General features: G+C 45.0%; 23 protein-coding genes and 1 pseudogene. 17 read left to right on the top strand and 7 right to left on the bottom strand.

Annotated elements, in window-relative coordinates; genetic code table 11:
- Positions 1-1,102: 1,102 nt before the first annotated feature.
- Complete coding sequence (locus ACOMHB_RS16870; RefSeq protein WP_448217493.1) at positions 1,103-1,450, bottom strand: hypothetical protein; 348 nt, start codon at positions 1,448-1,450, stop codon at positions 1,103-1,105.
- A 576-nt stretch (positions 1,451-2,026) separates the two neighbouring features.
- Between ACOMHB_RS16870 and ACOMHB_RS16865 the strand changes: the two genes are divergently transcribed.
- A complete protein-coding gene (locus ACOMHB_RS16865; RefSeq protein WP_448217492.1) occupies positions 2,027-2,467 on the top strand; it encodes a GNAT family N-acetyltransferase in 441 nt (146 codons plus the stop codon).
- Between the two features lie 43 nt (positions 2,468-2,510).
- Here the strand turns inward: ACOMHB_RS16865 and tnpC are convergent, their stop codons facing one another.
- Genes tnpC through tnpA form a run of 3 tightly spaced genes read right to left on the bottom strand, consistent with a single transcriptional unit; the run spans position 2,511 to position 4,954 of the window.
- Complete coding sequence (gene tnpC, locus ACOMHB_RS16860; RefSeq protein WP_448215655.1) at positions 2,511-4,226, bottom strand: IS66 family transposase; 1,716 nt, start codon at positions 4,224-4,226, stop codon at positions 2,511-2,513.
- Between the two features lie 36 nt (positions 4,227-4,262).
- Positions 4,263-4,631 carry an IS66 family insertion sequence element accessory protein TnpB gene (tnpB, locus tag ACOMHB_RS16855; RefSeq protein WP_448215654.1) on the bottom strand — a complete coding sequence of 123 codons (369 nt, stop codon included), beginning with the start codon at positions 4,629-4,631 and terminating at the stop codon, positions 4,263-4,265.
- Complete coding sequence (gene tnpA, locus ACOMHB_RS16850) at positions 4,628-4,954, bottom strand: IS66 family insertion sequence element accessory protein TnpA (protein WP_448215653.1); 327 nt, start codon at positions 4,952-4,954, stop codon at positions 4,628-4,630. Before tnpA ends, tnpB begins: the two co-directional genes overlap by 4 nt.
- On the opposite strand from tnpA, the gene ACOMHB_RS16845 reads away from it, so the two are divergent.
- Entirely contained in the window at positions 4,948-5,151 is a 204-nt protein-coding gene (locus tag ACOMHB_RS16845) for a hypothetical protein (protein ID WP_448217491.1), read from the top strand. The genes tnpA and ACOMHB_RS16845 overlap by 7 nt on opposite strands.
- Positions 5,152-5,154: 3 nt before the next feature.
- Here the strand turns inward: ACOMHB_RS16845 and ACOMHB_RS16840 are convergent.
- A protein-coding gene (locus ACOMHB_RS16840) for an IS3 family transposase (protein WP_448215008.1) occupies positions 5,155-6,719 on the bottom strand; the annotation gives its coding sequence in 2 pieces (ribosomal slippage) (positions 5,155-6,266 and positions 6,266-6,719; 1,566 coding nt in all).
- A gap of 241 nt (positions 6,720-6,960) precedes the next feature.
- Between ACOMHB_RS16840 and ACOMHB_RS16835 the strand changes: the two genes are divergently transcribed.
- From ACOMHB_RS16835 to ACOMHB_RS16815, 5 genes are all read left to right on the top strand, one after another.
- Entirely contained in the window at positions 6,961-7,620 is a 660-nt protein-coding gene (locus ACOMHB_RS16835) for a class I SAM-dependent methyltransferase (protein ID WP_448217490.1), read from the top strand.
- 37 nt (positions 7,621-7,657) lie between these two features.
- Positions 7,658-9,222, top strand: a protein-coding gene (locus ACOMHB_RS16830; RefSeq protein WP_448215008.1) for an IS3 family transposase whose coding sequence is annotated in 2 segments (ribosomal slippage) — positions 7,658-8,111 and positions 8,111-9,222 — 1,566 coding nt in all. Because the reading frame shifts where the segments join, the coding sequence is not laid out codon by codon here.
- Positions 9,223-9,365: 143 nt separating this feature from the next.
- On the top strand, positions 9,366-9,686 hold the full coding sequence (locus ACOMHB_RS16825; RefSeq protein WP_448217489.1) for a hypothetical protein: 321 nt from the start codon (positions 9,366-9,368) through the stop codon (positions 9,684-9,686).
- Positions 9,687-9,700: 14 nt separating this feature from the next.
- Positions 9,701-9,985, top strand: coding sequence for a hypothetical protein (locus tag ACOMHB_RS16820; RefSeq protein WP_448217488.1), 285 nt, complete (start codon positions 9,701-9,703; stop codon positions 9,983-9,985).
- 126 nt (positions 9,986-10,111) lie between these two features.
- Positions 10,112-10,816 carry a hypothetical protein gene (locus tag ACOMHB_RS16815; RefSeq protein ID WP_448217487.1) on the top strand — a complete coding sequence of 235 codons (705 nt, stop codon included), beginning with the start codon at positions 10,112-10,114 and terminating at the stop codon, positions 10,814-10,816.
- Between the two features lie 81 nt (positions 10,817-10,897).
- Here ACOMHB_RS16815 and ltrA read toward each other — a convergent pair.
- A pseudogene (gene ltrA, locus ACOMHB_RS16810) lies at positions 10,898-12,100 on the bottom strand (group II intron reverse transcriptase/maturase); the annotation flags it as partial.
- A gap of 818 nt (positions 12,101-12,918) precedes the next feature.
- On the opposite strand from ltrA, the gene ACOMHB_RS16805 reads away from it, so the two are divergent.
- The 3 genes from ACOMHB_RS16805 (at position 12,919) to ACOMHB_RS16795 (ending at position 14,091) form a co-directional block, all read left to right on the top strand.
- Positions 12,919-13,089: an acetyltransferase gene (locus ACOMHB_RS16805; RefSeq protein ID WP_163372918.1), complete on the top strand. Its 171-nt coding sequence runs from the start codon at positions 12,919-12,921 to the stop codon at positions 13,087-13,089.
- Positions 13,089-13,484 carry a type II toxin-antitoxin system death-on-curing family toxin gene (locus tag ACOMHB_RS16800; RefSeq protein ID WP_448217240.1) on the top strand — a complete coding sequence of 132 codons (396 nt, stop codon included), beginning with the start codon at positions 13,089-13,091 and terminating at the stop codon, positions 13,482-13,484. Before ACOMHB_RS16805 ends, ACOMHB_RS16800 begins: the two co-directional genes overlap by 1 nt.
- 88 nt (positions 13,485-13,572) lie before the next feature.
- On the top strand, positions 13,573-14,091 hold the full coding sequence (locus ACOMHB_RS16795) for a GNAT family N-acetyltransferase (RefSeq protein WP_448217486.1): 519 nt from the start codon (positions 13,573-13,575) through the stop codon (positions 14,089-14,091).
- On the opposite strand, the gene ACOMHB_RS16790 is transcribed toward ACOMHB_RS16795, so the two are convergent.
- Complete coding sequence (locus ACOMHB_RS16790; protein WP_448218607.1) at positions 13,994-15,271, bottom strand: IS4 family transposase; 1,278 nt, start codon at positions 15,269-15,271, stop codon at positions 13,994-13,996. The genes ACOMHB_RS16795 and ACOMHB_RS16790 overlap by 98 nt on opposite strands.
- Before the next feature lie 39 nt (positions 15,272-15,310).
- On the opposite strand from ACOMHB_RS16790, the gene ACOMHB_RS16785 reads away from it, so the two are divergent.
- From ACOMHB_RS16785 to ACOMHB_RS16755, 7 genes are all read left to right on the top strand, one after another.
- A complete protein-coding gene (locus ACOMHB_RS16785; protein WP_448217485.1) occupies positions 15,311-15,505 on the top strand; it encodes a hypothetical protein in 195 nt (64 codons plus the stop codon).
- A gap of 635 nt (positions 15,506-16,140) precedes the next feature.
- On the top strand, positions 16,141-16,557 hold the full coding sequence (locus ACOMHB_RS16780; protein WP_448217484.1) for a HEPN domain-containing protein: 417 nt from the start codon (positions 16,141-16,143) through the stop codon (positions 16,555-16,557).
- Positions 16,536-16,949, top strand: coding sequence for a hypothetical protein (locus ACOMHB_RS16775; protein ID WP_448217483.1), 414 nt, complete (start codon positions 16,536-16,538; stop codon positions 16,947-16,949). Before ACOMHB_RS16780 ends, ACOMHB_RS16775 begins: the two co-directional genes overlap by 22 nt.
- Before the next feature lie 103 nt (positions 16,950-17,052).
- Positions 17,053-17,466, top strand: a complete 414-nt coding sequence (locus ACOMHB_RS16770) for a hypothetical protein (protein ID WP_448217482.1) — start codon at positions 17,053-17,055, stop codon at positions 17,464-17,466.
- Positions 17,467-17,503: 37 nt separating this feature from the next.
- A protein-coding gene (locus ACOMHB_RS16765; protein ID WP_448215008.1) for an IS3 family transposase occupies positions 17,504-19,068 on the top strand; the annotation gives its coding sequence in 2 pieces (ribosomal slippage) (positions 17,504-17,957 and positions 17,957-19,068; 1,566 coding nt in all).
- A gap of 461 nt (positions 19,069-19,529) precedes the next feature.
- Positions 19,530-19,847 carry an antibiotic biosynthesis monooxygenase family protein gene (locus ACOMHB_RS16760; protein WP_448217481.1) on the top strand — a complete coding sequence of 106 codons (318 nt, stop codon included), beginning with the start codon at positions 19,530-19,532 and terminating at the stop codon, positions 19,845-19,847.
- 235 nt (positions 19,848-20,082) lie between these two features.
- A complete protein-coding gene (locus tag ACOMHB_RS16755; RefSeq protein WP_448217480.1) occupies positions 20,083-20,550 on the top strand; it encodes a hypothetical protein in 468 nt (155 codons plus the stop codon).
- The last annotated feature ends 30 nt before the right edge of the window (positions 20,551-20,580 follow it).

The raw sequence follows: 20,580 nt of genomic DNA, 5'->3' as shown, positions 1-20,580 counted from the left end.
TTGCGTCCTATTCGGGGCGGTATGTAAAATGGCCCATAGTCTGTTGATAATTAATGATTTTTTGACAGGTTGAAAAGTCGGGATATATCTCAAGTGAGTTGATATTTCTTGATTTAGGGGGATATGCAGCGTGTGAGTGTAATATCTAATATCACTTGCTTGAGATCTAATAGCTGTTAGCAGGCAGCAATAATAGAGAGTTTCTGGTTGTGAAAAGACCAGTTTTCAAAAAGAGCTTTTGGGTTCACTGTCTATGGTGGGTTTCGAGTTAGAACCTCCCAGCAAAAAGACACTGTTACACTAACTTTTCAGTAGTTCTCAGCAGTTCATGTCTGCTGGTGTGAAGTCTGTCGCTGAAAAATCTGCGGTGTATCGTTGGGCATGTCAGCGTTGGTTTTCAGTTTATCGGTACTTTTTGCTCAGTGGCCCTATGCCAGTTCAAAGTTGCATCAGCTTCTTTATCGCCTGGAAGCTTTTAAATATCAGAGATTGTGTGCTTCAATCAGTTCAGCAAGAAGGCTGCTAATCCTCTGCATCATTCACAATTTGCCCTTGCGGGTGGGCTGCCATGCTAACAAGTTGCTGGTGTCGCCCCTAAAGGGGCTGGGACGCCGCTGTGCGGCGCCCCACAGCATGGCGTTAGCAGGCAGCAATAATAGAGAGTTTCTGGTTGTGAAAAGACCAGTTTTCAAAAAGAGCTTTTGGGTTCACTGTCTATGGTGAGTTTCGAGTTAGAACCTCCCAGCAAAAAGACACTGTTACACTAACTTTTCAGTAGTTCTCAGCAGTTCATGTCTGCTGGTGTGAAGTCTGTCGCTGAAAAATCTGCGGTGTATCGTTGGGCATGTCAGCGTTGGTTTTCAGTTTATCGGTACTTTTTGCTCAGTGGCCCTATGCCAGTTCAAAGTTGCATCAGCTTCTTTATCGCCTGGAAGCTTTTAAATATCAGAGATTGTGCGCTTCAATCAGTTCAGCAAGAAGGCTGCTAATCCTCTGCATCATTCACAATTTGCCCTTGCGGGTGGGCTGCCATGCTAACAAGTTGCTGGTGTCGCCCCTAAAGGGGCTGGGACGCCGCTGTGCGGCGCCCCACAGCATGGCGTTATACGGAAACCGCAGCCTCCAGTAATCTTAAAGATTCCTCACCGTCTTCAGATCTGAGAGCATTGGTGTCTTTGATCCAGCCAATGGTTTGATTGATTGCAGATTCCAACTCATTTATCCGAGCCTGTTGAACATTCCAAACCTTATTAGCATTGTCTGCTTCTGCCGGATCGGCAGCACCACACTTTGGGCAATAGCAGTCGTCGTAATCACCTGTGTCTGCAATCTGACCACCGCCGTGTGCATCTTTGCTGTTAAACACATGGCCACAGCACTCGCAATCAATTACAAAAAAACCGCCAGTGTTGTCATCTGTAACGAAGTTTCTTCCATCAGTACTTTTCATATTCACGCCTTTAGTTCGGTGTTAATTTTCCGCATAACAACAGCATGGAACGGTCAGCCTAAGGCTGCCGCTCATGCAGGGGTTAGCAGGCAGCAATAATAGAGAGTTTCTGGTTGTGAAAAGACCAGTTTTCAAAAAGAGCTTTTGGGTTCACTGTCTATGGTGGGTTTCGAGTTAGAACCTCCCAGCAAAAAGACACTGTTACACTAACTTTTCAGTAGTTCTCAGCAGTTCATGTCTGCTGGTGTGAAGTCTGTCGCTGAAAAATCTGCGGTGTATCGTTGGGCATGTCAGCGTTGGTTTTCAGTTTATCGGTACTTTTTGCTCAGTGGCCCTATGCCAGTTCAAAGTTGCATCAGCTTCTTTATCGCCTGGAAGCTTTTAAATATCAGAGATTGTGTGCTTCAATCAGTTCAGCAAGAAGGCTGCTAATCCTCTGCATCATTCACAATTTGCCCTTGCGGGTGGGCTGCCATGCTAACAAGTTGCTGGTGTCGCCCCTAAAGGGGCTGGGACGCCGCTGTGCGGCGCCCCACAGCATGGCGTTAGGTGCTCCAAAAATTCGAACTACGATCTATGGAAATAAAAACAGAAAGAACAGTGATTGAAGTACTTGGCATAGAAAAAGCCGAACTAATGCTAACTTATTATTTGGAGAATAAAGCCCATCTCCAGCCGTGGGAGCCAAAAAGAAGTGACAGTTATTTCACATTGCAAAATTTCTCAGAAATGCTTGGCGAAAACCATAAGAACCTTCAGGAAAAATCTTCTATAAAATTAACAGCTTTAACTCCCGATAAGAGTGAAATAATTGGTGTTTGCAACTTCACAAATATTGTCTTTGGCTACTTTAAGGCTTGCAATCTTGGTTACTCCATTGGGAAAAAGTATGAAGGTAATGGGTTGATGGCAGAGATTTTGAGTGCATCAATTAACCAAATATTTAGTGAGTTAAATCTTCATAGAATCATGGCAAACTATATTCCAACCAATATTCGAAGCGCAGCATTATTGTAAGCGCCAAATAAACCAGCGTACTGGCTGCCGCCCCCAAGATTTCTTATTCTTTGCCTGTCTTAACATTCCAGGGGAGAAGCTGTTCCAGTTTCTCAACGGTATCGGCGTAAGGCAGCTCTTTTAAAATATGGTTCAGGTAATTGAAAGGCTCCAGACCATTCACCTTTGCGCTTTCAATCAGGCTGTATAAAAGGGCACTGGCTTGCGCCCCTTTTGGCGTGTCTGCAAACATCCAGTTCTTGCGGCCAATAGCGAAGGGGCGGATGGTGTTTTCCGCTGCGGCATTACTGATATCCAGGTGGCCGTTGTCACAGTAAACGACCAGTTTTGGCCATTGGTTCAATGCATAGCTCATGGCTTGGTGCGACAGGCTGCCCGGGTCTAGCCTGGTTATGTTTTTCTCCAGCCATACATGAAAGTCGTCCAGTAGTGGCTTACTCTTTTGCTGACGCAGGATGGCTTTTTCTGATGGAGGAAGATCTCCTATTTCTTTCTCAATGGCGTAAAGCTTACCGATTTTGCCTAAAGCGACATTCGCCTTGCTAACGCGGGTGTTTTTCACCTTTTTGCCCGGTTTGGCTTCGCCCTTCCTGGCATCCAGAAATTTCCTGCGAACGTGGTCGAAGCAACCCGCCTGGGTGATGCCTTCTTGTTTGCATACAGCGTCGTAACTGGCATACCCGTCAGTTTGCAGGTAACCGCTGAACCCTTCGAACAGACGCAGGGGAACCTCCTTGCCTCTTGAGGGATCGTATTCAAACACCACCGATGTTTGTCCGGGTGGCCCACCAAGGCTGACCCACATATATTTGTCAGAGTTGATGGACTTGCTGGTTTCCTTGATCACCTGAATTCGGGTTTCGTCAGCATGGATCACCGAACCGGTCTTTTGATGATCTCTCATCAAATTGATGAGTGGCCGCAGTTCTGTAGACAGCCGAATCAAAGAGTTGGCCATCGTCGTCCGGGTGACAGAGCCACCGTATCGCTTGAGGATATTCTCTTGCCTGTACAAAGGCAGTGCGTCGCAGTACTTGGAGACAATGATCCAGGCCAGTGTGCAAACAGAGAGTGAAGATTTGGGCAGTGGGTGTTTTGGCAGCTCTGCAACTTTAATGACCCGCTTCTCCTGTCCATGCTCATCGACTTCTGGAAAGACTGCTTTCTCTTGCAGAATTTCTTTCACCTGAACCTTGGTCGGAACGATATCAAGCTCTTCACGGACTTTGACAAAGAAGGTATCAATGGCTCCGGCTTTTTCTTCTTCACTGAGTTCAGAGCGTTCCTGCACTCTGGGCAGAGACTCTGAAAATGACTTGCGCCCTGTTTTCTTTTTGCGTGGTTTTGGAGGCTCTTGCTCTGGCTGACCTTCAGCTTCGTCTTGCTCTCCGGTGCAGCCTTCCAGCTCCACCTCGTTGAAAATGTCGACCTGGCTGTTGTTTTTTTCAGTGCTTCTTCCGTACAGGCGGGATCGGGAGAGCCTCAGGTACTCTTCCAGTTGCGCAATGCGTTTTTTTTGAGAATCGATGACCTCTGACTTCTTTTGAATAATGTCGTCTTTTTCAAGAAGGGCATTTTCTTTTTCAAGAAGGGCATTTTCTTTTTCAAGAAGGGCATTTTCTTTTTCAAGAATGACACTTTCCTGCGAATGGATCGCCTCAAACAAGGCGACCATTTCAGGGTTAGTCTCAGCCTGATGAAAGGGCAAATCCAGTGCGGATTTCGGCTGAAAAATCAGAGTGTCGGCGGTCGATTTCATGGTCGCTATTTTACCATAAAACCCTGAAAAACAGGACTAAAAACAGCTCTCATAATGCCTTTTTTTATGGGGTTGCATGGCATTGAGATTGTAGCCGTCCAGCAGCCAGTTTAATTGTTTCCCGGTTAATGTAACCAGCTCTTCGTCCGGTTTGGGCCAGTGGAATTTGTCCTCAGACAGGCTCTTGTAATAAAGCACAAAACCATTATCTTCCCAGAACAGGCACTTGATTTTATTACGCTGCCGGTTGGTAAACGCATATAAATAGCCGTCAAAGGGGTTGTGCCCCAGCTCTTGTTCAACCAACACAGCAAGCCCACGAAATGACTTGCGAAAGTCAATCGGCTCCCGGTAGAGAAACACCTTTGGTAATACCTCTGACGGTCGCATAACCGGGGTGTTCATAGCATATCCCTCACCAGTTGCTCACAAAGCGACAGGTTACTTTCATCAATACCGGACACTGTTACACCACTGGGTAGGGTGATGGAGAGTGGTGTTATCCGAGAAGGCGCACCAGGTTCTGGTTGGGGTGTTACCTGGACAAAGCCAGAGTTGTTCGGGGTCGGTTTTACGCTGGGGGTTGTGTCGAGTTTACGCTTCCAGTATCCGAATTTGGATACCCTTATACCATGCTGTTGGCACCACGCACTCTGAGTCAAACCTGAATCCCGCCACGACTGAACACGCTCTAGCCATTCACTGTCTGCGGGTAATTTCTTTGACATATTGGCCTCCTTATATCGGGAGGCTAATCATTTCAAATGGGGTTTTGATTCTGAAGGGCGTGGGTTTATTTGGCGTTTACGCATTATTAGATAAATTAGGCTTTGAGCATGAAGGGCTTGCAAAATCATATTTAAAAATTGCAGGAAAATGGCAAGACCATGTCGGAGTTTTTCAAGATAGTTGTCCCGAAAACTGAATTTTAGGCTGCCTTTTTCTCGTTAATTCTTGCTTCAGACAACCGCTCAGGATTCAGTGCAACCGCACCTACAGGCTCCCAGTTTCTGATAACTCCTGACCAGCGCGTTGGATTAGCTTCTCGCGCTTTGGTATACACCTGTTTCCGGTGATTCAGGATTTCCTGATCTCTTTTCTCATGCCGTTGCGCAGGTGTCACAAAGCGGATTGAGCTATGGCGGTGTTCATTGTTATAAAAGCGCTCAAACTTCAGCATCCACTGTCGACTGTGTTCTAACGTCAGAAAACCTTGAGATGGCCACTGAGGACAGTACTTCACCGTTTTAAAGATCGATTCTGCAAATGCGTTATCATTACTCACCCTTGGGCGACTATGAGAGGGAATAATGCCCAATTCCTCAAGCTTGGCCTTAAAGGTACTCGACGTCATTGGAGCCCCATTGTCTGAGTGCAGTACAAGCGGTGTTTTAGTGCATTTTTCAGCCACCATTGTCCGGTTAATCAGTTCACTGGCTAACTCACCAGACTCACGGCTATGAATCTCCCAACCAACAATCTTACGACTGTAAACGTCCAGTATCAGGTAGAGGTACCAGAACTGGCCGCGTACCCTGGAAGGTATGTAACTGATGTCCCAACACCAGACCTGGTTAGGGCCAGTAGCAACATAGGTTGTCGGCTTGTTGCTTTTCGATCGCTTTCTTGAACGACCGCGGTGGTGCAACTGACCATACTTTTTCAACACACGGTAAAAGCTAGATTCAGAAGCAACGTATACTCCCTTGTCTGCAAGGGCTGGCACGATCTGCGATGGTGGCAGGCTCGCATACTCATCTTCATTACTGATAGTCAGAATACGTTGCTCCTCTTCCTCAGTCAGTTTGTTAGAGGGTACCGGGCGCAAGGCATCCGGGCGTTTGTCCGTTAACACTGCACCATTGTCATCGCGCCAGCGATTCAGTGTTTTCAGGGATATTTCCAATTGTTCAGCAGCCTTCCAGCGAGAAGCGCCGTTTGCTATAGCCTCATCAAACCATGTCAGCAGTTGGCGGCGCTTATCGACAGGTGTCAGTTGTCCTCGCTGTCTATCCCGTAGAAGGCATCGAGCTTTTTTGATAGCACCAGCAGGGCTGCAGCTTCTGCCAACGCCTTGTCTTTACGGCGAAGCTCTTTTTCAAGGCTCTGATTGCGCTTACGCTCTTGTTTTAATTGCTTGCTTTCCTGGTCTGCACGCTGAGAAGCCTGAACAGCACCTGAAATACAAGCGTGCTTCCACTCCTTGACTTGTTGAGGATAAAGCCCTTTTTTACGGCAGTATTCACTTAACTCTGTTTCTGACAAAGCAGCGGTTTCGACGACCACGGCAAACTTGCTTTCAGCAGACCATTGTTCTGATTTTTGTTCGTTCCCTGGCACAGGTAATCCTTTGTCCCGTAGTTTTTTACGCCAATTATACAGGGTTTGTTCGCTGATACCTTCCTCTCTGGCAACATCCGGCACAGAGCGATTGTGTGGTGGTAACAGTTTTTTCAAAACAGCTGATTTACGTTCCTCTGAAAAACGAGGCATATTCAACGTCCATCGCCCACTGTCTAGCTTTTATTGGTTAATCAGTGAGCGGGACAACTATCCTGACACAGCGGGATGTTCTCACATCAAAAATAAACCCTGACCACGTGCCATGCACCTAACAAGTGCGTGGTGTCGGCAGCAAGCTGCCTGGGACGCCGCCTGCGGCGGCGCCCCACACGCAGGCGTTATACGGCTCCTAAACATCCAGTAAAGTCTTACATAAAGAGAATATCAGTAAGTGGAATTAGATAAAGTGGTCCCTTGGGGGCGTACTCTTGAAGAGTATGAAAGTATGTTTTGCTTAAGTGAGGAAGATAAGAGAAAGAAAATTCTCGGGTGTGGAGATGGACCTGCCAGCTTTAATGCAGAACTAACATTGTTAGGTGGCGACATTACTTCAATAGATCCAATTTATAAATTCTCTAAATCCCAGATAAGCAACCGTATTGATGAAGTTCGTCCGCAAATTATGGAACAGATGCATAAAAATCAAAGCAATTATATTTGGTTAAGCATCCAGTCTTCAAAAAAGTTGGAATCTGTGAGAATGTCAGCAATGAAAAACTTTCTTTCCGACTACGATACTGGTAAAAGCTCAAACAGGTATATTGATGCATCTTTACCTGATCTACCATTTTCTGATAAAGAATTTGATCTAGCTTTATGTTCTCATTTTCTGTTCTTATACAGTGAACATTTCACGGAATCACAGCATCTAGAGTCAATCATGGAGCTTTGTCGCGTATCTAAAGAGGTTAGAGTATATCCTCTGGTATCATTGGACAATAGACAATCAAAGCATTTGCCAGCTGTGACGAGGAGCCTTGAAAACAACGGTATCAATGTCACTATAAAGCCTGCCCGCTGTGTCAGGATAGTTGTCCCGCTCACTGATTAACCAATAAAAGCTAGACAGTGGGCGATGGACGTTGAATATGCCTCGTTTTTCAGAGGAACGTAAATCAGCTGTTTTGAAAAAACTGTTACCACCACACAATCGCTCTGTGCCGGATGTTGCCAGAGAGGAAGGTATCAGCGAACAAACCCTGTATAATTGGCGTAAAAAACTACGGGACAAAGGATTACCTGTGCCAGGGAACGAACAAAAATCAGAACAATGGTCTGCTGAAAGCAAGTTTGCCGTGGTCGTCGAAACCGCTGCTTTGTCAGAAACAGAGTTAAGTGAATACTGCCGTAAAAAAGGGCTTTATCCTCAACAAGTCAAGGAGTGGAAGCACGCTTGTATTTCAGGTGCTGTTCAGGCTTCTCAGCGTGCAGACCAGGAAAGCAAGCAATTAAAACAAGAGCGTAAGCGCAATCAGAGCCTTGAAAAAGAGCTTCGCCGTAAAGACAAGGCGTTGGCAGAAGCTGCAGCCCTGCTGGTGCTATCAAAAAAGCTCGATGCCTTCTACGGGATAGACAGCGAGGACAACTGACACCTGTCGATAAGCGCCGCCAACTGCTGACATGGTTTGATGAGGCTATAGCAAACGGCGCTTCTCGCTGGAAGGCTGCTGAACAATTGGAAATATCCCTGAAAACACTGAATCGCTGGCGCGATGACAATGGTGCAGTGTTAACGGACAAACGCCCGGATGCCTTGCGCCCGGTACCCTCTAACAAACTGACTGAGGAAGAGGAGCAACGTATTCTGACTATCAGTAATGAAGATGAGTATGCGAGCCTGCCACCATCGCAGATCGTGCCAGCCCTTGCAGACAAGGGAGTATACGTTGCTTCTGAATCTAGCTTTTACCGTGTGTTGAAAAAGTATGGTCAGTTGCACCACCGCGGTCGTTCAAGAAAGCGATCGAAAAGCAACAAGCCGACAACCTATGTTGCTACTGGCCCTAACCAGGTCTGGTGTTGGGACATCAGTTACATACCTTCCAGGGTACGCGGCCAGTTCTGGTACCTCTACCTGATACTGGACGTTTACAGTCGTAAGATTGTTGGTTGGGAGATTCATAGCCGTGAGTCTGGTGAGTTAGCCAGTGAACTGATTAACCGGACAATGGTGGCTGAAAAATGCACTAAAACACCGCTTGTACTGCACTCAGACAATGGGGCTCCAATGACGTCGAGTACCTTTAAGGCCAAGCTTGAGGAATTGGGCATTATTCCCTCTCATAGTCGCCCAAGGGTGAGTAACGATAACGCATTTGCAGAATCGATCTTTAAAACGGTGAAGTACTGTCCTCAGTGGCCATCTCAAGGTTTTCTGACGTTAGAACACAGTCGACAGTGGATGCTGAAGTTTGAGCGCTTTTATAACAATGAACACCGCCATAGCTCAATCCGCTTTGTGACACCTGCGCAACGGCATGAGAAAAGAGATCAGGAAATCCTGAATCACCGGAAACAGGTGTATACCAAAGCGCGAGAAGCTAATCCAACGCGCTGGTCAGGAGTTATCAGAAACTGGGAGCCTGTAGGTGCGGTTGCACTGAATCCTGAGCGGTTGTCTGAAGCAAGAATTAACGAGAAAAAGGCAGCCTAAAATTCAGTTTTCGGGACAACTATCTTGAAAAACTCCGCCTGTTCCGTACCAGTTCCAAAAAGGGGCAAGTCACATGCTTGTGGCAACAGCCGTATAACAAGTGCGTCAAAGGGACGCTCTCGGCGCCCTTATGCAGGCGTTATGTGGCTATTACAAACCATATGCAAAGGTGTCTTAAATTGTATAAATATCATGAATGTGATTTTCAGCCAAAAGAAGGAATTACCATTGTCTACAGTAATGAATTTCTTGACGATGAGAAGCATGTCTGGAATATGATAATAGAGCGCACAGCAAGAGAGTCAGATCTTGAAGAAAATCATTACCTTGAACAAATAGGTGATACAATCTGGCAAACAGTCTCTGAAATATACTGTTGTCCTTTTTGTGGTGAACCCTTATCAAGTTTAAAAAAGCAGGATAACTCAGCAAATATAGTTCACTATGACAATTGGCATAGCTAGTATGGCAGCAAATTATGAAAGCTCAGAAAAAACCTCTTTCTAAAAAAATTAAGAAACTTCGGCGTGAAAGAAAGATTGAGCAGAGAAAAAAATACGAATTTATTTTCATCAATGGAAATCAGGTTAAAGTAAAGAAAGAACCTGAAATTGATGGAATGCCGGTTGATGATTTCATTAAAGCAAACGCTTATCCTATATGGCTGCATCAGAATGAGTTATGGCATTTAATTGAGACAGAACAAAATGTCAAAGCAGAAGGCCAGAAACATTATGAAGATGAATTTGGAATTCCATTTTAAATGCTCGTTATACATCGAGATCGCCACATAACAAATGCTTCCAGTTCGTTCCGGGGCTTCGCCCCTCCACCCGACGCCGCCGTCGGCGGCGCGGCTGAAGCAGGCGTTATACGGATATACAAAACAATGACATATAAACTTAAATATCCAATTTTCGAAATAAAAGACGACAGTCATATAAAAATAAAGTCAAATGGAAGCTTATTGCAAGCAATAGTTCTTTCTATTCTTTATACATTAATGATATTAGTTTTTGGATATGCCTTTTATGTCAATGCAGGAATGTTTTTATCCGTTTTGATAATTTTGTTCATTGCCTTTGGCTGGGTGATAACTTTCAAATATTTCTTACATTCGAAGTATTTTTTAATTGATGTTGTGAACTCTGTTCTTGTGAGAGAACCAATTTTAGGAAAGCAAATAGAAGACGTATTTGATATAAGTTTACTAAGAATAAGAAAATCAAAAATCAGATCAAACTTTAATTCCATATCATTAGTTTATGGAAAAACCTATAAAGAAAAATCACTACATTATCAGAGTCATTGGGTCAAAGATAAATATAAGGAAGCAGCTTTAGAAACAACATATGAATTTATTCTCTCTATTGTTTCAGACGCTTTAAAGTACAAAAATGCAAAAAAAGCTAATGATATTGCTTTATCTAAAATAAATGAATATGCGAAAGCATTTCCTGAACTAAAACCAGAGCCTTTAAGAAGACGAATCACTAAGTTTTTGATTAGCATTTTTCTATGTTTGATTGGGATTCCAATCATATTATTTGTATTGCTCATGGTTAAAGTATTAGCTCAATCAGTAATATTCTAGAATCCGTATAAATCGGGTAGCCGGAGGTCTCTAACCTCCAGCCCCCACACCACCACGGCGTGCGGGTCCGCACCGGGCGGTTCACCGAGGATAGTGAAACCTGATCCATAACTCTTTCAGGGAAACAAGCCCAATATTTGCAAGATAACTGTCGTTGAGTGCCTGCTGAGTTGCAAAGGTTTTGCTCAACCGATAATACCCTTTGCTGCTGGCTGCAATCGAAGCGGCCTTGATATGATCAACGCCTAACTTGACTAAATTTCGATAACGGGTTTTCGGCTTGCGCCACTGCTTAATAAAACAGCAACGGATGCGCCGACGTATCCATTGATCCAGCAGCGGTATAGGACGGTAATATTCGGTTATTCTGAAATAACCCATCCAGCCCCGGATATATTCGGCAAGCTTTCGCAGGCGGTAGCCCATCGAGACTCCCCAGCTACGGCTGGTGAGTTTGATGATTTTCCGTTTGAAGCGAAGCAGGCTTTTCTGTGACCAGCGGATTCTCTTCCCTGTGAAGGTAAAACTCAGGAACTCGACCTCAGTGGATTTCACCACCTTGCTTTTGGTCGGGTTGATTGTCAGTTTCAGTCGACGCTCAAGGTACCGGGTGATGCTTTCCATCACCCTTTCCCCTGCCCGTTGGCTGTGAACCAATATCACGAAGTCATCGCAATATCTTGCGAAACAGTGACCCCGATATTCCAGTTCCTTGTCCAGGTCATCAAGAAGTACATTCGACAGCAGCGGTGAAAGTGGACCGCCTTGTGGCATACCCACCCGTGTCGTGTAGCATTGCCCATCAATCATGACGCCAGCACGGAGGTAGCGACCAATCAGTTTTAGCAGGCGCTTGTCGTTAATCTTACGAGCGACTCTCGACATGAGTACATCATGGCTGACGGTATCAAAGAACTGACTCAGATCAACGTCAACCGCCTGATGCAGCCCCTGTTTGATATAGCGTTTAACCTGTTGCACAGCATCATGTGCAGATCTTCCCGGTCTGTAACCAAAGCTGCTGTTTGAAAATCCGGGATCAAAGATGGGGGTTAACACCTGCACTATGGCCTGTTGTATAACCCTATCCTGAACGGTAGGAATTCCAAGCAACCTTTCTCCTCCATCGGGTTTCTCAATGATAGCCCGAAGCACCGGAGACGGCTTATATGTTCCATCCAGTAAGGCTTGGCGCACTGAGGACCAATGCTGTTTAGCAAAGTCAGGGTAAGCCTCAATGGTGACTCCATCAATGCCGGGAGCACCCTTGTTGCTTCTGACCTGTTTCTCGGCTCTGGCTCCTGCTTCGCCCTACCTCCTGCATCCTTGCAGTCGCATGCCTTCAGTAAGTTGGCAGGCTCCAGTGCACAACTTAGTAGATCGTGGTTCAAAGCTGGTTAAAGATTCTGTCGCCAGACACAGTGTTTCGCCGGACGGCTGCACTGTGCTGAGGGAATCAGTCTCCTCTTTGTCATCGGTGTTCAGTCCTTCGCTGACGACTCCTGTCGAACAACTACTATGACGTCTGCTGACTTCTGTTCAATCACCACACAGGATTACTCCTTTGGGCGCTATTGGTTGTCATCGGGTTTGCTCGAACAGGGTGATGAATCTTGCTCGCCGAGCCTGTTGTAACCAGTGGCTGAGAACTGGGAATAACCAATCGCATGTTGAACAGACCTCCCCGGATAAGAACATGAACTGTCAGTGCACAACCGCCGCATTTACCGTGTCTCTCAAACCAGAGGGCTTTGTGATCATTGGCTCACTCGCCCACGAGACTCGGCCTTGTATGCGATTTATGGGGGACGCCCAGTCTCCGTCGGCTCGCACCTTTGCAGTCAGACTGCCTCCGCACAACCCCTCGCGGGATTGTACTTGCCTTAAGCTAGTGGTTATCATCGGTTGGCTTATTAGGCTCAAGATCCGATGCTGGTTTACCCACAGGGGACTTTCACCCCATAAGTTCATGCCCATGCCGGGCGTACCAAATAAATCCAGGGGACTGCGCCTGCGGCGCAGCCCCTGATTTAGGCGTTATGTTTCTCAACTCAACCCGTCGAGCTATAATACCCCACAAAGATTTAAATAAGGTAAAAATTATGAATTCAAAAGTTGAAGACTATGGTGTGCTGCCTGTTGAAAGACCGAAAATAAAAGCAACAAAGAAGCTTGATCTTTCAGGTGATGCTGGGCGGCAAATAATAAAATCAGAAACAAAGCTTGCTCTAAGAACTCACGCTAAAACTTTCAAAAAACTGGCTGATATGTGATGAATATCATTTGCTTTCCCTTTGAGCGTGTGATTGAGATCAATGCATTTATTCTTACTACTGAGCCAGGGATGAAAGGCACAGTTGATGTATCCAAGTTGCAAGGAGCATTAAGCCGCATTGATAATGCAATAGTTTACGAAGGTTTAGATGATATATTTGAAATAGCTGCTAAATATACTGCATCTATTGCAGTTTCTCATGCCTGTCCAGATGCGAATAAACGCACAGGATTAGCTGTTGCTCTTGAATATCTTTCTCTGAATGACTATGAAATCACAGAAGATAATGAGCTTTTAGCAAATGCAGTTCGAGATTTGGTCATACAAAAAATAAATGAAACTGATTTTGCTGACATATTATATTCGCAGTACATGAAAGGAACCGAAACATAACAAGAGCATCCAGCGGACGGCGCTTGACGCGCCACCGCTTATGCAAGCGTTAGGTGTGCTCATACATCACAGTTAAGAGGCAGAAATAATGATAAGAGAAGTCGAGGAAGGTGATATTCAACGGATTGTAGAAATCTATAATCACTACGTAAGGAACACTGCATTTACGTTTGAAGAAGAAGAGGTTTCATTGTCTGATGTTGATTTAAGAGTTAAGAAAATAAAATCAAATGGGTTACCTTGGCTTGTTTTAATAAATGATTCAGATGTAGTCGGTTATGCTTATGCTTCAAAATGGCATGATCGTAGTGCATACCGTTTCTCAGTAGAGACTACCATTTATATCGATCCGAACTTTCAAAGTAACGGACTTGGTAGCACATTGTATAAACAGTTATTAAATAAATTACAGAGTAAAAAAATTAAAGCAGTTATTGGCTGTATAACATTACCAAATGAAAAAAGTATTGCCTTACATGAAAAGCTAGGGATGAATCTTAAGGTAGACATTAAGCCCCACCCACAGCACAAAGACCTAATCTTGTACGCCCTGAACAACCATCTCGTGCAGGGTGTTCACGTTTCGCATTATCTGCCCAGAAGTTGAGCAGCTTCCTTGTATGTGAGAGCAGAGACTTTCCTGCATTCATAAGGGATAAAATGACATTACCAAACAGTCGGGTTCCACTTTTCATCGCCTTATGCGTCGAGATTTCTTCAATGGCTCCACTTTCATAGAGGTTCGCCTGTGCAGCATGGGCAAGATACCTTTTCAACGTCACAACCACGAAGGACATCAGAATCAGGCTAAACACCAGTGTCGCTGATTTAGTGTTAAAACGATGCCACCCTGAATAGGACTTGATCTCTTTGAAGATAAGCTCTATTTGCCATCGTAGACGATAGGCCTGAAGTACTTCATTCAGGGTGAACTCAACCCGGTTAAGGTTGCTTACAACGAATACCCATTTCAGTTTCCTGTCATTCCAGCGGACAACCAAACGATATGGCCAGGCTTTGAATCCTGGCCATTCTACATCCAGGTCGAGGCATTGATCTTTAGGGAAGCCAGACAACACTTCCTTAAGTTTTTTCCCTTTGTAGCGATTCAGATTTTTGCCATCCTCCCGTACTGCGCTGAGTATCGTCGGGTTGATACTCTGAGGTGCCTTGCAGATAAAAGAACCTTCCCGATCATCAATGGCAGCAAAGCGTTCCAACTCAAAATAACCGGCATCGATCAGCATCAGGATATTAGCCATGGAGGTTGGCAGTGGTGGCAGACAGTCTCTTTCTGAACGGGTATCTTCAGTGAGCTGCACGCGCACCAGATTGTTGGTAAGAAGATCCATTGTCGTATGAAGTTCTACAGCAGCAGGACTGACCGTTGAGAACCTGCCGGGAAATGTTTCCTTTAGGGCATTGTAGACAGCCTGCGATGAGCCGTCATGAATCAGAATGTGCTCGAACTCTGAAAATGGACTGTCCTCATCAAACGCCATGACTTTGCGGGTAAAGACTTCCAGACACTGCACCCATAGCCAGAGGACAAGAGCAGGCATCGCGTCTTTTTTAGCTTGATTTGCCCAGGAACGATAGGAGACATTCAGCCCCGTCAACTCATTAAATTTACGGTGGAGATCGGCTTGAGTATCGCAGTTTCCATCACCAGCAAGGGCATCAATCAGTGAAAGGATAAAGTCCAAGGGGCGGATATCTCGCTGTCGTATAGTAAAACCAAGCTGTTCCGCCATACTGAGAAGTTCAGACCGGTCGAAACACGTCAGCAGTTTTTTTGAACTAGTCTACTATTTGCGATACTCATCTTGTTCAGCCTTGATACTTTTCGCGAAGCTTTATTTTGGCTGTTCAAGGTGAGTTCTGCCGCTGGAAATGAAGCTTTTTTGAGCTTAATGTCTACCCTAAGAGGGATGAATAAAGTTGCTCATTTTAAGAAAGTTGGTTTTAAGTTCAATCAGTGGCAGGATGTCGGCTACTGGCAAATAATCATGCAGACCTAACAAGTGCGTGGTGTCGGCAGCAAGCTGCCTGGTACGTCGCCTGCGGCGGCGCCCCACACGCAGGCGTTAGCAGGCAGCAATAATAGAGAGTTTCTGGTTGTGAAAAGACCAGTTTTTAAAAAGAGTTTTTGGGTTCACTGTCTATGGTGGGTTTCGAGTTAGAACCTCCCAGCAAAAAGACACTGTTACACTAACTTTTCAGTAGTTCTCAGCAGTTCATGTCTGCTGGTGTGAAGTCTGTCGCTGAAAAATCTGCGGTGTATCGTTGGGCATGTCAGCGTTGGTTTTCAGTTTATCGGTACTTTTGCTCAGTGGCCCTATGCCAGTTCAAAGTTGCATCAGCTTCTTTATCGCCTGGAAGCTTTTAAATATCAGAGATTGTGCGCTTCAATCAGTTCAGCAAGAAAGCTGCTAATCCTCTGCATCATTCACCATTTGCCCTTGCGGGTGGGTTGCCATGCTAACAAGTTGCTGGTGTCGCCCCTAAAGGGGCTGGGACGCCGCTGTGCGGCGCCCCACAGCATGGCGTTATGTGCTCCTACCAAGCAGTAAGTAAAAGTTAAAAAACAGATCAAAGCATGACATAATCCGCTATCTTTACCATTTCATACGATTTTGAGAGCAATCTTAGCTATATGAATAAGGCTGAGTTAGAGAGCTTATCCTCGATAAGGATAAGAGAAGCAATAATACTGCTTGAAAATGATGAGTTCAATGGAGCTTACTATCTTGCAGGGTATTCTGTTGAGTGTGCTTTAAAAGCTTGTATTTGTAAGCAAGTCAAAGAGTTTGACTTTCCAAACAAGAAGTTGGCTCAAGATAGCCATACCCACAACCTAACTGATTTGGTTGGTGTCGCAGGGCTGAAGCAAAGGCTCAAAAAAGAAGAACAGGATAGTGAAACTTTTAAATTGAACTGGGCAGTTGTTAAAGACTGGAAAGAAACCTCCCGATATGAAACAAATATCGAAAAAACTAGAGCTATTGACTTAATTGAAGCAATTATCGATAAACAATCAGGAATTTTACAATGGCTAAAGAAATTTTGGTAAGCGAAAGCCTAACGAATGAAATGATTAGTGTCGGTGAAACTCTTCTCAAAAAACTTGATAAGAGCGATGCTAAAGTTTCTGCAACATTTTGGTTATATTATCCAGAAGAAAAAACATGGAAGCTTTACTTTACTTCAGAATTAGTTAAATCTGAAGGGCCAAAAAAGTACTACAAAAAAGTAGTAGATGCCTTAAACGATTTTTCGGATAAAGATTCAACCTTATCCCTTAATAATATTGGTGTTACCGATAATTCAAACAAGATATTGCAATTATTGGCCAGTGTTTTCAATAGTAAGAAAAACATATTAAAAGAAAGGCTCTCAAGAGAAACTATAAATGGTCAATTCATAGAGGATGCTTTCGTTTATAGAATCAACCTACGCACATAACAAATGCTTCCAGTTCGTTCCGGGGCTTCGCCCCTCCACCCGACGCGCCTTCGGCGTGCGGCTGAAGCAGGCGTTATGTGGCTCATCAAACTTGGAATGAACAATGAAAAAAATGTGGACAATTGATATTAAAAATAAAAAATTCCTGCCATGTACTGAAAAGGTTGAATCAATCAAGTGGCATAAATCAGTTTTCAAAGGATATGGTGAAGGAATAGTTGATTGTGGTGGTGCTCAAGAACTTGCTGATTTATCCGGCTGGAATGAAGTAAATGATATACATGAATTTATAAAAGCAGATCCAAACTTATTTTTTGATACTCCATCAGCTATTTGGTGTTACACAGGAAAAGTTGGCGAGGCAGCTGATTTTGTTGGTTTCAAAAATGAGTCGGTATTAATAGGTGAAATTAAGTGGCAAGAGGGTTGGTCAAAAAGGCTTAGAAAACAAATACCCTGCTATATCAGCCCTCAACTATCCCGCTGTGTCAGGATAGTTGTCCCGCTCACTGATTAACCAATAAAAGCTAGACAGTGGGCGATGGACGTTGAATATGCCTCGTTTTTCAGAGGAACGTAAATCAGCTGTTTTGAAAAAACTGTTACCACCACACAATCGCTCTGTGCCGGATGTTGCCAGAGAGGAAGGTATCAGCGAACAAACCCTGTATAATTGGCGTAAAAAACTACGGGACAAAGGATTACCTGTGCCAGGGAACGAACAAAAATCAGAACAATGGTCTGCTGAAAGCAAGTTTGCCGTGGTCGTCGAAACCGCTGCTTTGTCAGAAACAGAGTTAAGTGAATACTGCCGTAAAAAAGGGCTTTATCCTCAACAAGTCAAGGAGTGGAAGCACGCTTGTATTTCAGGTGCTGTTCAGGCTTCTCAGCGTGCAGACCAGGAAAGCAAGCAATTAAAACAAGAGCGTAAGCGCAATCAGAGCCTTGAAAAAGAGCTTCGCCGTAAAGACAAGGCGTTGGCAGAAGCTGCAGCCCTGCTGGTGCTATCAAAAAAGCTCGATGCCTTCTACGGGATAGACAGCGAGGACAACTGACACCTGTCGATAAGCGCCGCCAACTGCTGACATGGTTTGATGAGGCTATAGCAAACGGCGCTTCTCGCTGGAAGGCTGCTGAACAATTGGAAATATCCCTGAAAACACTGAATCGCTGGCGCGATGACAATGGTGCAGTGTTAACGGACAAACGCCCGGATGCCTTGCGCCCGGTACCCTCTAACAAACTGACTGAGGAAGAGGAGCAACGTATTCTGACTATCAGTAATGAAGATGAGTATGCGAGCCTGCCACCATCGCAGATCGTGCCAGCCCTTGCAGACAAGGGAGTATACGTTGCTTCTGAATCTAGCTTTTACCGTGTGTTGAAAAAGTATGGTCAGTTGCACCACCGCGGTCGTTCAAGAAAGCGATCGAAAAGCAACAAGCCGACAACCTATGTTGCTACTGGCCCTAACCAGGTCTGGTGTTGGGACATCAGTTACATACCTTCCAGGGTACGCGGCCAGTTCTGGTACCTCTACCTGATACTGGACGTTTACAGTCGTAAGATTGTTGGTTGGGAGATTCATAGCCGTGAGTCTGGTGAGTTAGCCAGTGAACTGATTAACCGGACAATGGTGGCTGAAAAATGCACTAAAACACCGCTTGTACTGCACTCAGACAATGGGGCTCCAATGACGTCGAGTACCTTTAAGGCCAAGCTTGAGGAATTGGGCATTATTCCCTCTCATAGTCGCCCAAGGGTGAGTAACGATAACGCATTTGCAGAATCGATCTTTAAAACGGTGAAGTACTGTCCTCAGTGGCCATCTCAAGGTTTTCTGACGTTAGAACACAGTCGACAGTGGATGCTGAAGTTTGAGCGCTTTTATAACAATGAACACCGCCATAGCTCAATCCGCTTTGTGACACCTGCGCAACGGCATGAGAAAAGAGATCAGGAAATCCTGAATCACCGGAAACAGGTGTATACCAAAGCGCGAGAAGCTAATCCAACGCGCTGGTCAGGAGTTATCAGAAACTGGGAGCCTGTAGGTGCGGTTGCACTGAATCCTGAGCGGTTGTCTGAAGCAAGAATTAACGAGAAAAAGGCAGCCTAAAATTCAGTTTTCGGGACAACTATCTTGAAAAACTCCGCTATGGTCAGGTGATATAGGTGATAAGAAGCTGGAAATTTATATATCATCCCCGCAAACCGCATCAAAAAGCTTAATCACTGAACTTTCTAGATTGACTCCAACGCCATGGAAAAATGTGGAGGTATATTTTGGGTTTATGCAGCTAGGCTGGCTTGAAAATGATAATAGATCATACTTTTTTAGGGTAGTTTGGGTTCCCGGAAGTAGCTGGACTGGAGAAAAATTTGATTGCCAGTCAGAAGTTGGTATCCATTAACAGTCAAAGTATACGCAACATAACAAGTGCGTGGTGTCGCCAGCAAGCTGGCTGGGACGCCGCCTGCGGCGGTGCCCCACACGCAGGCGTTAAATGCCTTGATCAGCATTATTCTAAATACACCAGCATTACTCTGTTTCAATGTGCAATAAGAAGAGAATTAGAGATGAGTTCGATTTCAGAAACTCCAAGCCCACCTTATTATGCAGTGATATTCACTTCAGTCAGAAATGAATGTGACAACGGGTATAGTGAAATGGCAGCAAGGATGGTAGAGCTTGCAGCGGTTCAGCCGGGTTTTCTGGGTCTTGAGTCTGCACGAGAAAATATTGGTATTACTGTTTCTTATTGGGAAAATCTGGAGTCCATAAAAAAATGGAAAGCAAATTCGGAGCATTCATTGGCTCAGAAGTTTGGCCATGAAAAGTGGTACTCTGCCTTCAAAGTTCGAATCTCAAAAGTAGAGCATCAGCACGGCATTTAACAAGTGCGTGGTGTCGGCAGCAAGCTGCCTGGGACGCCGCCTGTGGCGGTGCCCCACACGCAGGCGTTAGCCAGCAGCAGTATGAAAGTTTTTTCTATTTTTCCAGTGGATGAGCCAGGAATCAAAATCTACGCCAGCAACCAGTATGGTCAAATCCAGTTCTGAGTAGTTCTCAATAATGCATGTCTGTAGATTCTGTGTCAGTCGATGAAAAATCTGCGGTGTCTTGTTGGGCATGTCAGCGTGGTTTCACGGTGTTTATGATTATTTGGTCCGGCGCACTAAACGAGTTAAAAGTTGTAACAGCATTGGCGTTGCCTGCAAGTTTTCCAGCGGTAATTTTTATGCACTTCAATCGGTGCAGCAGGTGCAGGTTTTACTGAAGCTCCTCTGCAATAATCAACATTGTCCCAGGCGGCAGGGCTGCCGGGCTAACAAATACAGGCAAAGGGATGGCTCACTGTGTTTGCCACCCTTGCTGCAAGCGTTATACGCTCAACATCGCAATCCACCTGATACATCTGAGGTTGACCGTCTTTTAGTATGGATGAGAGATCAGGATTCACACACTCAGGCATTTTGCTTTGATGTTATGATGTCTGCTGCATACATCGATGCAACCTCGGGTCTTGAAAGGCATCTTGAATTCTGTGAAAACATTTCTGCTACTGGCTACAATGCGCATTTGGGATTTATTAATTAATCATTAGGTAAACCCCCGGCTATGCCGGGG

The organism is Endozoicomonas sp. 2B-B (genome assembly GCF_053470045.1).
This window is presented reverse-complemented; position numbering and strand designations above follow the sequence as displayed.

What these genes read in the sequence shown, in the direction of transcription:
- ACOMHB_RS16805 (WP_163372918.1), top strand. Translation starts at nt 12,919, where the DNA reads ATGAATTCAAAAGTTGAAGACTATGGTGTGCTGCCTGTTGAAAGACCG.
- tnpB (WP_448215654.1), bottom strand. Translation starts at nt 4,631, where the DNA reads ATGAACACCCCGGTTATGCGACCGTCAGAGGTATTACCAAAGGTGTTT.
- ACOMHB_RS16780 (WP_448217484.1), top strand. Translation starts at nt 16,141, where the DNA reads ATGAATAAGGCTGAGTTAGAGAGCTTATCCTCGATAAGGATAAGAGAA.
- ACOMHB_RS16755 (WP_448217480.1), top strand. Translation starts at nt 20,083, where the DNA reads ATGTCAGCGTGGTTTCACGGTGTTTATGATTATTTGGTCCGGCGCACT.
- ACOMHB_RS16800 (WP_448217240.1), top strand. Translation starts at nt 13,089, where the DNA reads ATGAATATCATTTGCTTTCCCTTTGAGCGTGTGATTGAGATCAATGCA.
- ACOMHB_RS16795 (WP_448217486.1), top strand. Translation starts at nt 13,573, where the DNA reads ATGATAAGAGAAGTCGAGGAAGGTGATATTCAACGGATTGTAGAAATC.
- ACOMHB_RS16775 (WP_448217483.1), top strand. Translation starts at nt 16,536, where the DNA reads ATGGCTAAAGAAATTTTGGTAAGCGAAAGCCTAACGAATGAAATGATT.
- ACOMHB_RS16865 (WP_448217492.1), top strand. Translation starts at nt 2,027, where the DNA reads ATGGAAATAAAAACAGAAAGAACAGTGATTGAAGTACTTGGCATAGAA.
- ACOMHB_RS16770 (WP_448217482.1), top strand. Translation starts at nt 17,053, where the DNA reads ATGAAAAAAATGTGGACAATTGATATTAAAAATAAAAAATTCCTGCCA.
- ACOMHB_RS16760 (WP_448217481.1), top strand. Translation starts at nt 19,530, where the DNA reads ATGAGTTCGATTTCAGAAACTCCAAGCCCACCTTATTATGCAGTGATA.
- ACOMHB_RS16815 (WP_448217487.1), top strand. Translation starts at nt 10,112, where the DNA reads ATGACATATAAACTTAAATATCCAATTTTCGAAATAAAAGACGACAGT.
- tnpA (WP_448215653.1), bottom strand. Translation starts at nt 4,954, where the DNA reads ATGTCAAAGAAATTACCCGCAGACAGTGAATGGCTAGAGCGTGTTCAG.
- ACOMHB_RS16870 (WP_448217493.1), bottom strand. Translation starts at nt 1,450, where the DNA reads ATGAAAAGTACTGATGGAAGAAACTTCGTTACAGATGACAACACTGGC.
- tnpC (WP_448215655.1), bottom strand. Translation starts at nt 4,226, where the DNA reads ATGAAATCGACCGCCGACACTCTGATTTTTCAGCCGAAATCCGCACTG.
- ACOMHB_RS16820 (WP_448217488.1), top strand. Translation starts at nt 9,701, where the DNA reads ATGAAAGCTCAGAAAAAACCTCTTTCTAAAAAAATTAAGAAACTTCGG.